Genomic DNA, 11,897 nt, shown 5'->3' on the forward strand with positions numbered 1-11,897 from the left:
CCGTGTCAGCGGCCCGTCGTCCGGATGCCCCCGGACGGCGGGCCGCTCGTCGTTCGCCCGGCCCAGTCGACGTGAGGGCTCAGTAGTAGTCGTGGACGATCGGCGGAGGTGGCACGTTGCGGTGCTGCGCCACCCGCACCTCCCACTGGCTGCGTCGGCGTCGCGCCTCGCGGTCTGCCGAACTGCGGTGGTAGGTCTCCGGAGGCCGGGCCAGCCCATAGATGTCCCCCCACCACTCCCCCTGCTCCGGGTCGAGAATGGTGTCCAGGTGCGAGGGGTAACGGCGAAACGCGCCGTCGTGAACGTCCTCGCGGTCGGCCATCGGTTGGATGACCCGGCCCTCCTGGTCCACCACGGTCAGATAGAGCCCGGCCGCAGCGAGCAGTCGCTCCAGCACCGCCAAACTCGGTGTCATGTCGCCGGCCTCGACCTTCCCCACGGTCGATGGTGAAACCTTGGCGAATCGCGCCATCTGACGTTGGCCCAGCCCTTTGATGCGGCGGGCCCGACGCACCAGGCCCGCGATGGGAAAGCGACCGATGGTGGGGCCGAGGGACGGAGGAGGATCGAGCGCCGAAGCCATGCGACCACGATCCGCAACCCGAACGCTCGACTCAATCCCTGTGGATAAACCTGTGGACAACTAGTGGGAGCCTGGGGCCGAGGGCATACCCACGTCACCTTTGCTCTGCTTCAGCGGAGGCAACACTCAGAGCCCCGAACTGTTGCCTCCGCTGAAGCAGAGCAAAGGGCGAGAAGAGGTACCCCAGGGGAAGCCCAAGGCGCAGTCCAGGGCGCAGCCCAGACGGCACCCCAAGGAAGGAGGGGCGCAGCCCAAGGCGCGCGGGCGAAGCCGCAGCGCGGGACGGCCGTCAGGCGATGATCGTCAGTAGCGCTGGCGGAGCAGACCGGCGGCCTCGACCGCCCAGTAGGTGAGGATGACCTGCGCGCCGGCCCGCTTGATCGAGGTGAGCGTCTCCAGCATCACGCGCTCCCGGTCGATCCAGCCGTTCGCCGCGGCCGCCTCGACCATCGCGTACTCACCGGAGACCTGGTAGGCGGCGACCGGGACGTCCACCGCGGCCCGCACCGCCGACACCACGTCGAGGTAGGGCAGCGCCGGCTTGACCATCACCAGGTCGGCGCCCTCGGCGACGTCGAGCGCCACCTCGCGCAGCGACTCGCGCAGGTTGGCCGGGTCCTGCTGGTAGGTACGCCGGTCGCCCTCCAGCGCCGACTCCACCGCGTCGCGGAACGGGCCGTAGAAGGCGGAGGCGTACTTCACGGCGTACGCCAGCACCGCCACGTCCTGGTGTCCGGCGGCGTCGAGCGCCCGGCGTACCACGCCGACCTGGCCGTCCATCATCCCGGACGGCCCGACCATGCCGACCCCGGCGGCGGCCTGGGCCACCGCCATCTCGGCGTACGCGGCCAGGGTGGCGTCGTTGTCGACCTCGCCGTCGGGGCTGAGCAGCCCGCAGTGTCCGTGCGAGGTGAACTCGTCCAGGCACAGATCACTCATGACGACGGTGGCGTCACCCACCTCGGTCACCACGTCGCGGATGGCGACGTTCAGGATGCCGTTCGGGTCGAGGCCGCCGGAGCCGGTCGGGTCCCGCTGTTCCGGCACGCCGAAGAGCATGATCCCGCCTACACCGGCCTGGACCGCCTCGACCGCCGCCTTGCGGAGCGAGTCCCGGGAGTGCTGGAGCACCCCCGGGAGCGACGCGATGGCCCGGGGCTCGGTCAGCCCCTCCTTGACGAACATCGGCACGACCAGCTCGGCCGGGTCGACCCGGGTCTCGGACACCAGCCGGCGGATCGCCGGGGTGCGGCGCAGCCGGCGGGGCCGGATCTCGGGGTACGACATGGGACGGCCTCCTCGAACGACTACCGGAAGCGCAGGGCGGTCGGGCCCTGCACCTTCGAGCCGCGGCGCTGCTTGGCCGGCATCGCGGCCAGCTTCTCGCGCAGCTCGACGGCGTAGGCGGCGAGCGCCTCCACCAGGTCGGGCACCGAGGCGTGCGGCGGCTGGACGTCGACCCGCAGGCCGAACTCCGTCGCGGTCTCCGCCGTCTTGGGCCCAATGACGGCAACAACGGTGCGGGCGTGCGGCTTCCCGGCGATGCCGACCAGGTTGCGCACGGTGGAGGACGAGGTGAAGAGCACCGCGTCGAACCCGCCCGACTTGATCGCGTCCCGGATCTCGGCGGGCGGCGGCGCGGCGCGCACCGTCCGGTACGCGGTCACGTCGTCGACCTCCCAGCCGCGCTCGGTGAGCCCGGCGGCGAGCGTCTCGGTGGCGATGTCAGCGCGCGGAAGCAGAACCCGGCCCACCGGGTCGAGGATCTCGTCGTGCGGGGAGAACTCGGCCAGCAGCCCCTCGGAGGACTGCTCCCCGGCGGGGATCAGCTCCGGCTGGATGCCGAACGCGCGGACCGCGTCCGCCGTCGCCTCACCGATACAGGCGATCTTGACGCCACCGAAGTGCCGGGCGTCCAGGCCGTGCTCGGCGAACTTCTCCCAGACCGCGCGGACCGCGTTCACCGACGTGAAGATCACCCAGGCGTACCGGCCGTCGACCAGGCCCTTGACGGCCCGCTCCATCTGCGCCGGGGTACGCGGCGGCTCGACCGCGATGGTCGGCACCTCGCACGGGATCGCCCCGTACGCACGCAGCCGAGCGCTCATCGCGCCAGCCTGCTCCTTCGTGCGGGGTACGAGCACCTTCCAGCCGTACAGCGGGCGGTTTTCCCACCAGCTCAGCTTGTCGCGCTGCCCCACCCCGACACCGACGGTGAGGACCACCCGGCCGGTGAAGCCGAGCGCGGCGGCCACGAAGCTGTCCACGGTCGACGTGGTCGTGTACTGGGTCTCGCCGGTGCCGTCGCCGGTCACACCGACGCCGGTGGTGCCGTCGACCCCGGCGGCCAGCAGCCCGTCCCGGACGGCGGCAAGGTCACCGGCGTCCACGGCGAGCGCGAGCGAACCCCGGCCGACGGCCGTGGCCAACGCCTCGAAGTCCAGTGCGCTGACGTCTTCGACGTCGGCGGCCGTACGCACACCCGGCAGCGGGACGCCCGCGTAGGTGGCCACACCCTCGGCCTGGCCGACGCCGGGCACCACCTCGAAGTGGGCGGCGGTGCGGGCCACGGCCTGCACCTCCTTGACCACCGAGTCGTGGCCGAACGGGTCGCCGGCGACCAGGTGCACCGCGTTCAACCCGGACCGGGCCGCGGAGATCAGCACCTTCGCCACGTCCCCCGGCGCGCCTTCGGCCGGGGTGAACTCGGCATCGTCCCTGGCGTCGGCGCGTACGAAGGCGAGCAACGACTCGGGGACTCCCCGGTCGTAGATCACCTGGTCGGCGTCGACCAGGGCGTCGTGTGCCCGACGGGTCAGCAGACCTGGGTCACCGGGGCCAGCCCCGACGAACGCGATACGGCCGACGGGCTTACGGGTGCGGGTCATTCTGTGCTCCCAAATTGCTGGGTCCCCGGGCCGGTGTGTCCTTCGTGGCCGAGGATCGAGTCGGCGCCGAGGTCGAGGAGTTCGGCGGCGAGTGCCTTACCGATCTCCGCCGCGTCGGCGGGCGTTCCGGTGCGGGACAGCCGGAGATCACGAGTGCCGTCCGGGCTGATCACCGCCCCGCGCAGGTAGATCTCATCGCCGTCGTCGCCTTCGGCGAGTTCGGCGTAGGCGGCGACGGGTGCGCTGCACCCGGCCTCCAGGGTTGCCAGAAACGCGCGTTCCGCGGTGACCGCAGCACGCGACGGTGCGTGGTCGAGCACCGCGAGCAGCTCGACCAGGCCCTGGTCGTCGATCCGGCACTCCACGGCCAGCGCACCCTGGGCGGGGGCGGGCAGCATCAGCATCGGATCCAGCGTCTCGGTGATCACGTCGACCCGACCGAGTCGGGCCAGCCCGGCACGGGCCAGGACGACGGCGTCGAGGTCGGCCTCGGGGCCGAGCACCCGCGCCAGGCGGGTGTCCACGTTGCCGCGGATCGGGGCGACCTCCAGTTGCAGCCCGAGGGCGTGCAGCTGGGCGATACGACGCAGCGCGCCGGTGCCGACGGTGGCCCCGGGCGGCAGCTCGGCGAGCGTCCGCCCGCCCTGGGCGATCAGCGCGTCGCGCGGGTCCTGTCGGGCCGGCACGGCCGCGATGTGCAGCCCGGCGGCGCCGGCCGTGGGCAGATCCTTGTAGGAGTGCACCGCGAAGTCGATCGTCCTGGCGGTCAGCGCGTCGCGCAGCGCGGAGACGAACACCCCGACGCCGAGCCGATGCACCGGCGCGTTGGAGCGGTCGCCCGCAGTGACCACCTCGACCAGCTCGACCGGGCGGCCAGTGGCGGCGGTCACCGCCTCGGCGACCTGGCCGGACTGGGCCATCGCCAGGGCGCTGCCCCGGGTGCCGAGGCGTAGGGGGGCGGTCATCGCGCACCTCCGGTGGGCGGGGTCGGCTCGGCGACGTCGGCTCCGGACACCGGATCGGTGTCGGGGAACGCCAGGCCGAGGTCGGGGGTCAACACGTCCGGGACGGTGTCCACCGGCGAGGTCTGCGGCACCTCGAGGTCGAACAGCTCGCGCAGCAGGGCTGCGTACTGGTCGCCGCCGGGCTCCGCGGCCAACTGGCGGACCTTGACGGTGGGCTGGTGCAGCAGCCGCTGCACGACCCGGTGCACCGTGCGGGCCACCTCGGCCCGCAGGTCGTCGCCGAGGTCGGGGCGACGCTGGGCCAGCCGGCGCAGCTCGGCGGTGACCACGTCGTCGGCCCGGCCGCGCAGCGCGGCCACGGTGGGTGCCACGTCGGCACCCCGCAACCAGGTGAGGAAGCTCTCCACCTCGGCCAGCACGATCCGCTCGACGGCCGCGGCGTCCGCAGCCGCCGGACCGTCGGCGAGCACCGCCGCCATCCGGTCGATGTCGATCACCTCGACGCCGGGCAGCGTCGCGACGCCCTCCTCGACGTCGCGCGGGACGGCCAGGTCGAGCAGGACCAGCGGGCCCCTGGCCGGGTCCCGTTCGGTCAGCGCCGCGCTGACCACCGCGCGGGTGAGGACCGGTTCAGTGGACGCGGTGGCGGCCACTACGATGTCCACTGTGGAGAGGGTGTCGGTCAGCTGGGTCATCGGCGCGGCACTCGCCCCGTACGACTCGGCGAGCCGGACGGCACGTTCGGCACCCCGGTTGCTGACGGTGAGCGGCCCAGCGCCCAGCCGGGACAGCGTGGCCACCCCGAGCGAGCCCATCGCGCCAGCACCGACCACCAGGGCCGGGCGGGCGGCGAGGTCGCCGTCGAGGTGCCCGGCGGCCAGCTCCAGTGCGGCGGTGACGACGCTCTGGCCGGCCCGGTCGATGCCGGTCTCGGCGTGAGCCCGCTTGCCGACCCGCAACGCCTGCTGCATCAGCTCGTGCAGCAGGCGACCGGCCGAGTCGGCGCCGGTGGCCCAGTGGTACGCGTCACGCAACTGGCCGAGGATCTGCGCCTCGCCGACCACCATCGAGTCCAGACCGGTGGCGACCCGGAAGACGTGGTCCACGGCGGCGTTGTCGTAGTGCACGTACAGGTGGCTGGCGAGCGCCGCAGGTGGGCTGCCGGCCTGCTCGGCCAGGACGGCGCAGACGTCGCCGAGCCCGCCGTGGAAACCGGACACGGCGGCGTAGACCTCCACCCGGTTGCAGGTGGAGACGATCACCGCCTCGGCCACGTACGGCTGGGCGACCAGGCGGTCCAGGGTGCGGGTCAGGTCGGCGGGAGGCACAGCCAGTTGTTCCAGCGTGGCGACCGGGGCGGTCCGGTAGGACGCGCCGACAACGAGCAGTTTCACGTGCCGATCGCCTCCTGGGTGTCGGTGGCCGCGAACCCGCCCGGCAGAGCGGTGAGTGCGGACCCGCCGGTGGCGGGCAGCGCGGTCAGCGACGCCTTGCGGTGCTCGTGGAAGGACAGAATCTGCAGCTCGATGGCGAGGTCGACCTTGCGCACGTCGACCCCCTCCGGAACCGAGAGTACGCACGGCGCGAAGTTGAGGATGCTCGTCACGCCGACGGCGACCAGTTGGTCGGCGACCTGCTGGGCGGCGGCGGCCGGGGTGGCGATCACGCCGATCGCGAGGGATTCCTCCGCCGCGACCGTCGGCAGATCGTCGACATGCCGGACTACCAGGCCGTTGATCTCCTCGCCGACCCGGGAGGGATCGGCGTCGAGCAGTGCGGCGATCCGGAAGCCCCGACTCGCGAAGCCGTCGTAGCCGGCCAGAGCGTGACCGAGATTACCCACGCCGACCAGGGCGACCGCCCGGCGTTGAGTGAGCCCGAGCACATACTCGATCTGCTCGATCAGCAGCCCGACGTCGTAGCCGACGCCCCTGGTGCCGTACGAGCCGAGGTGGGAGAGGTCCTTGCGGAGCTTGGCGGAGTTGACGCCAGCGGAGGCGGAGAGACCTTCACTGGACACCGTCTCGTGCCCGGCGTCGGCGAGGTTGTGGAGCGCGCGCAGGTACTCCGGAAGCCGAGCGACGGTCGCCTCGGGAAGATCCGGGAGCGTCGGTACGGCACCGGCGCGGCCGGGCGCGCCTGGGTGACGGTGCTGACTCATGAGACTCCGTGCGGTGCGATCCTCGGCCAACTCCGCTGGTGGGCCGCTTATGGACTCCCGCTGGCGACCGAGGTTGCCGGCTGTGCTAGCAGGGCGCGTCGGAGTCACAGAGTAGGCGCTTGTGAAGACGTGCACAAATCGCGATCTTGTCGCTGCGTCACGCGACCTCACCAGCACCTCCATTCCACAAGATCGATCCAGCGGGTCTCCGCCCCCACCGCCTGGGCGATTATTACTCAATCCCGACTTCTCTGACCAATCCCGCGCCGAGCCTCACAAGGCCGTCTCGGAAGGGGTAGGGACAGCACTACGGGGGAGAGGCAGGGCTTCGGGATGGGGACGGGAAGCACGGATGCCTAGCCTTTGAGACATGACCGCCGTTGCCGCCACCAGCGACCACCCAATGCTGGCACCGAGCATCCCCCGCCAGCTCTTCGTCGACTCCGGGTACGTGCTGCTCGGCCTGCCCCTGGCGGTGGCCAGCTTCGTCGTCCTCGTCGTCGGCCTCTCGGTCGGCATCGGCCTGGTGGTCACGGTGATCGGTCTGCCGATCCTCAGCGGCGTCCTGTACGCGGCCCGTGGGCTGGCCGACATCGAGCGGCTGCGGCTGCCCGCGGTGCTCCGGCAACCCCGGATCCGGCCGCACTACCGGCTGCCCGAGGCGGGAGCGAACGCCTGGCGGCGGATCTTCGTGCCGATGCGGGACGCCCAGTCCTGGCTCGATCTGGCGCACGGCATCCTGCGGCTGATCGCGGCGGTGGGCACCTTCGTGGTTGCCGTGGCCTGGTGGGCCGCCGCGATCACCGGCTCGCTCTACTGGGCCTACGACTGGGCCCTGCCCCGAGCCGAGGGCGAGGGTGACAGCGACCTTGCCCAGTTGCTCGGCCTGGGCGACTCGACCACCGCCCGGATCGGTCTGTACACCGCGGTCGGGGTGTTCTTCCTGATCACACTGCCGATCGTGGTCCGGGGTTGCGCGCTGCTCCAGGCCAGCTTCGCCAAGGCCATGCTGACCGGGGTGGCCGAGATGCGCGACCGGATCACCGTGCTGGAGGAGCAGAAGCGGGCCGCCGTGTCCGCCGAGGCGTCCGCGCTGCGCCGCCTGGAACGCGACATCCACGACGGCCCCCAGCAGCGCCTGGTCCGCCTGGCGATGGACCTCAGCCGGGCCCGGATGCAGCTCGCCTCCGACCCGGAGGCAGCCGGCCGGACCATCGACGAGGCGGTCACCCAGACCCGGGACACGCTGGCCGAGCTGCGGGCACTGTCCCGGGGCATCGCCCCGCCGATCCTGGTCGACCGGGGCCTGCCCAGCGCCCTGGCCGCGATCGCCGGCCGAGGGCTGATCCCGATCGAACTTCAGGTCGACCCGCAGCTCGGCACCCCGGCCGGGCGGCTCGACCCGGCGGTGGAGAACACCGCGTACTTCGTGGTGTCCGAGGCGCTGACGAACGTCGCCAAGCACAGCCGGGCCACCGAGGCCGTGGTGGCCGTAGCCCGGCAGGGCGCCGAGCTCCAGGTGCGGGTGGGCGACGACGGGCAGGGCGGCGCGCACCTCGCCAAGGGGCACGGGCTGGCCGGCATCGCCGACCGGGTCCGGGCCGCCGGCGGTGAACTGCTGGTGGTCAGCCCGGTCGGCGGCCCCACCGAGATCCGCGCGGAACTTCCGCTGTGAGCAGTCGGGCACCGCGCCGAGCCCCCGCGACGGGCCGAACGTGGTAGACAACACGACCATGCGCATCGTGATCGCCGACGACGCCGTCCTGCTCCGGGAGGGGCTGGTCCGGCTACTGACCGAAAGCGGGCACCAGGTGGTGGCCGCCGTCGGGGACGGCGACGCGCTGGTCGAGGCGGTGGTGAAGCACCGGCCGGACGTGTCGATCGTCGACGTCCGGATGCCGCCGTCACACACCGACGAAGGGCTGCGGGCGGCGGTGGAGGCGCGACGGCTGGTGCCGCGTACCCCGATCCTGGTGCTCTCCCAGTACGTCGAGGTCTCGTACGCCGATGATCTGCTCGCCACCACCGGCGGTGCCGGCGGCGGAATCGGCTACCTGCTCAAGGACCGGGTGGCCGCGATCGACGAGTTCCTGGACGCGCTGCGCAGGGTGGCCGCCGGCGGCACCGTGCTCGACCCGGAGGTGGTCGGCCAGCTCTTCGCCCGACGTCGCCGGGACGACCCGCTGAGCGAGCTGACCCCCCGCGAGCGTGAGGTGCTCTCCCTGATGGCCGAGGGGCGCTCGAACACCGCCATCGCCCGCGCCCTCGTGGTCAGCGACGGCGCGGTGGAGAAGCACGTGCGCAACATCTTCACCAAGCTCACCCTGCCGCCCGACACCGAGCAGCACCGGCGGGTGCTGGCCGTCCTCACCTATCTGCGGAACTGACCTCCCGGGCCAGGGTGACCGCCTCGGTGAGGGTGTCGGCCACCGGGTGACCGGAGGCGCGCAGCCGGGGCGGGTCGGTGAACCCGCCGGTGTAGAGCACCGCACGGCCGCCCACCGCGAGCGCCGCATCCGCGTCGTCGATGGAGTCGCCGATCAGCACCACCGAGGTGCCGTCCACGCCCAGCTCGGCCAGGTGCAGCTGAAGTGACTCGGCCTTACGGCCGCCGCCGACCGTGGCCCGCAGGCCGTCGACCCGGGTGAAGTGGCTGGTCAGCCCGTACGTGTGCACGGTCGGCACCAGCTCTTCGTGGAACCACATGGAGAGCAGACTCTGACTGCCCGGCCAGGCGGCCATCGCGGTGCGCGCGTCGGCAGCCAGCTCACAGGTGGTCAACCCGGTGCGGTACGCGTCGTGGAAGATCCGGTCCAGTCGGCCGAACTCGTCGTCGTCCACGGCCTGCCCGAGCACCTCGGCGTAGTACTCGGCGATCGGCCTGCGGAACCGCACCCGGTGCTCGTCGGGGGTCACCGTCGGCCCGCCCAGGCTCTCGAAGACGACGTTGGTGGCGGAAACCACCAGGCTGAGGTCGTTGAGCAGGGTGCCGTTCCAGTCCCACACGAGGTGAGGGTGCGCAGGGGTCATCAGAGCACCCTAGGCACCGCTCAGAGCTGCGGCGTGGTCAGGTCCCGCAGGAGCCGGTCCTCCTCGACCCGCCAGTAGCCGTGCTCCTTGCCGTCGAGCATCACCACCGGCAGCCGGTCCCCGTACTCCCGCTCCAGCCCGTCGTCGCCGGTGACGTCCCACTCGACCCACTTGTCGCCGGTGACCGCCACCACCCGGTCGAGCGCGGCCTTGGCGTCGTCGCACAGGTGGCAGCCGGGTCGGGTGATCAGGGCGAGTCGGGCGTCACTGGCCATCGGTTGCCTCCGTGCGGGTGTCGGCGATAGCCGGCGGGTCGGTCGGCATTGCCGACCGGAGCTGGGTCTTGCGTACCTTGCCGATCGCCGAGTGCGGCAGGGCGTCGACGAACTCGACGGCGGTCGGGCACTTGAACCGGGCCAGGTTGCGTGCGCAGTGGGCGAGCAACTCCTCGCTGGTCACCGGTCGGCCCTGCGCCGGCACCACGTACGCCCGCACAGTCTCGCCGGTCCGCGGGTGCGGCACACCCAGTACCGCCGACTCGGCCACCCCGGGGTGTCCGGTGAGCACCAGCTCGACCTCGTGCGGATAGACGTTGAACCCGTTGACCAGGATCAACTCGCCGAGCCGGTCGACCAGGAAGAGGTCGCCGTCCTCGTCGGCGTACGCGATGTCGCCGGTGCCCCACCAGCCGTCGGCGTCCGGGCCACCCCGAGCGTCGGGCCAGTAACCGGCGAAGAGGTTGGGGCCGCGTACCACGATCTGCCCCGGGTCGGTGCCCGGCGCCACGTCGGAGATGTCCAGCTCATCGGGGTCCTCATCGGGCACGGCCAGCCCGTCGCGCCACAGGTCCACCCCGTCGGCGTCGACCAGGCGGAGTTGCACACCGGGCAGTGGCCGGCCGATCGAACCCGCCTTGGCCACACCGCCGACCAGGGTCGAGGTGAGCACCGGCGCGGTTTCGGTGAGGCCGTACCCGATGTGCACCTGATGGCCGGTGACCTCCGTGAAGCGCGCCGCGACCGTGGGCTCCAACGGTGCCGCGCCGCAGACCGCCACCCGCACCGACGCGGTCGCCGCGCGGATCGTGGCCACGTCGGCCCAGGCCAGGAACATCGACGGTACGCCGACCAGCACGCTGACCCGGTGCCGGGCGATCTCGTCCAGCCCCGCCGTCGGGCCCAGCTCGTCGAGCAGCACGCCGGTCGCGCCATGGTGGACGACCGCGCCGAGCCCCGAGTTGAGCCCGTACGCGTGGAACAGCGGCAACGCGAGCAGCACGGTGTCCGCTGGCCCGACCACCGTCGGCTCGATCTCGTCGACCTGCTCGTGGTTGGCGAGCAGCGCCTGGTGCGAGAGCATCGCCCCCTTGGGGCGCCCTTCGGTGCCGGAGGTATAGAGCAGTACAGCCAGGTCGGCACCGCCGCGCTGCGGGCGGGGCGGCGGTCCGGGCGCCTCGGCGGTCGGCGGGGTCCCGCGTACGACGGCGAGCGCCGGCAGCTCGGCGGCCACCTGGGCGACCAGGCCACGCACCCGTTCGGTGCCGATCAGCACCGACGCACCGGAGTCGGCCAGCACGTGCCGCAGCTCCGGGGCGGTGAAGCCGGGGTTGACCGGCACGGCGACCAGCCCGGCGCGCAGAGCGCCGAGCCAGGTGATCACGAAGTCGAGGGTGTTGGGCAGTGCGATCGCGACGCGTGGCGGGGTGCCGCCGGGGTTGGTGGGCGGCGCGGCGGCGGACAGGCCGCGCGCGGCGGCGTCCACCGCGGCGTCCAGTTCGGACCAGCTGAGGGTGTGGTCGCGCCAGTGCAGCGCGGCCCGGTCATCGCGGTCGAGAGCCGCCCGGCGGACCCGGTCGGCGAGGTTCGGCGCGGGGTGGTCTGCCGCTGCGTCCTGCACGGTGATCGAGTCTGGCACAGCGGGCCGCGACAGGCCACGCCCGACGGTTGGGCCGGAGCCCGGACGGCGGCGTCGCACAAGTCTCATCCACGGGACTGTCCGGCGTGCCACCGGCGGCCCGATCAGGTCCTGCCGATGGGATGGCTGACGCCGTCCACAGTCGGTTCGGCGCGCCCGCGCGGACACCCGGCGCGGTGGGTCAGCCGATCAGGCAATGCGCTCCCGACCAGGGGATCCATCCTGGAACACCGGACCGACGGAAAGTCAATCGCACACGACGGACAACCGGTCCGCCACTGGTGCGACGGAGCGGGAAATACTTCCGCCTTGTGTAACGGACTTGCCACGCGCGGGTGACGTTGGCCCTATCATCA

11 protein-coding genes are annotated in these 11,897 nt (G+C 72.4%); 2 read left to right on the forward strand and 9 right to left on the reverse strand.

What is annotated here, in order from left to right; genetic code table 11:
- Positions 1–79: 79 nt before the first annotated feature.
- The 6 genes from PCA76_RS29725 to PCA76_RS29750 all read right to left on the reverse strand — a co-directional run bounded on the left by PCA76_RS29725 (position 80) and on the right by PCA76_RS29750 (position 6,597).
- Positions 80–583 carry a helix-turn-helix domain-containing protein gene (locus PCA76_RS29725; RefSeq protein WP_272613713.1) on the reverse strand — a complete coding sequence of 168 codons (504 nt, stop codon included), beginning with the start codon at positions 581–583 and terminating at the stop codon, positions 80–82.
- 303 nt (positions 584–886) lie between these two features.
- Positions 887–1,870: a porphobilinogen synthase gene (gene hemB, locus PCA76_RS29730; RefSeq protein WP_272613714.1), complete on the reverse strand. Its 984-nt coding sequence runs from the start codon at positions 1,868–1,870 to the stop codon at positions 887–889.
- Positions 1,871–1,890: 20 nt separating this feature from the next.
- Positions 1,891–3,471 carry a uroporphyrinogen-III synthase gene (locus PCA76_RS29735; RefSeq protein ID WP_272613715.1) on the reverse strand — a complete coding sequence of 527 codons (1,581 nt, stop codon included), beginning with the start codon at positions 3,469–3,471 and terminating at the stop codon, positions 1,891–1,893.
- Positions 3,468–4,436 carry a hydroxymethylbilane synthase gene (hemC, locus tag PCA76_RS29740; protein ID WP_272613716.1) on the reverse strand — a complete coding sequence of 323 codons (969 nt, stop codon included), beginning with the start codon at positions 4,434–4,436 and terminating at the stop codon, positions 3,468–3,470. The genes PCA76_RS29735 and hemC overlap by 4 nt, the downstream gene beginning before the upstream one ends.
- Positions 4,433–5,830 (reverse strand): glutamyl-tRNA reductase, encoded by a 1,398-nt coding sequence (locus PCA76_RS29745; protein WP_272613717.1) that lies wholly within the window; start codon positions 5,828–5,830, stop codon positions 4,433–4,435. The genes hemC and PCA76_RS29745 overlap by 4 nt, the downstream gene beginning before the upstream one ends.
- The gene (locus PCA76_RS29750) at positions 5,827–6,597 is read right to left on the reverse strand and encodes a redox-sensing transcriptional repressor Rex (protein ID WP_272613718.1); all 771 of its coding nucleotides are present in this window, start codon (positions 6,595–6,597) and stop codon (positions 5,827–5,829) included. Before PCA76_RS29750 ends, PCA76_RS29745 begins: the two co-directional genes overlap by 4 nt.
- A gap of 370 nt (positions 6,598–6,967) precedes the next feature.
- Between PCA76_RS29750 and PCA76_RS29755 the strand changes: the two genes are divergently transcribed.
- Entirely contained in the window at positions 6,968–8,272 is a 1,305-nt protein-coding gene (locus PCA76_RS29755) for a sensor histidine kinase (RefSeq protein WP_272613719.1), read from the forward strand.
- A 58-nt stretch (positions 8,273–8,330) separates the two neighbouring features.
- Positions 8,331–8,984, forward strand: a complete 654-nt coding sequence (locus PCA76_RS29760) for a response regulator transcription factor (protein WP_272613720.1) — start codon at positions 8,331–8,333, stop codon at positions 8,982–8,984.
- Here the strand turns inward: PCA76_RS29760 and PCA76_RS29765 are convergent.
- From PCA76_RS29765 to PCA76_RS29775, 3 genes are read right to left on the reverse strand one after another with little or no spacing between them, the layout of a single operon-like run.
- Positions 8,965–9,627, reverse strand: a complete 663-nt coding sequence (locus tag PCA76_RS29765; RefSeq protein WP_272613721.1) for an HAD family hydrolase — start codon at positions 9,625–9,627, stop codon at positions 8,965–8,967. The two genes, PCA76_RS29760 and PCA76_RS29765, sit on opposite strands and share 20 nt — an antisense overlap.
- Before the next feature lie 20 nt (positions 9,628–9,647).
- The gene (locus tag PCA76_RS29770) at positions 9,648–9,902 is read right to left on the reverse strand and encodes a glutaredoxin family protein (protein ID WP_272613722.1); all 255 of its coding nucleotides are present in this window, start codon (positions 9,900–9,902) and stop codon (positions 9,648–9,650) included.
- The gene (locus tag PCA76_RS29775) at positions 9,892–11,523 is read right to left on the reverse strand and encodes an AMP-binding protein (RefSeq protein WP_272613723.1); all 1,632 of its coding nucleotides are present in this window, start codon (positions 11,521–11,523) and stop codon (positions 9,892–9,894) included. The genes PCA76_RS29770 and PCA76_RS29775 overlap by 11 nt, the downstream gene beginning before the upstream one ends.
- Positions 11,524–11,897 lie beyond the last annotated feature (374 nt).

Source organism: Micromonospora sp. LH3U1 (genome assembly GCF_028475105.1).
Taxonomy (GTDB): Bacteria; Actinomycetota; Actinomycetes; order Mycobacteriales; family Micromonosporaceae; genus Micromonospora.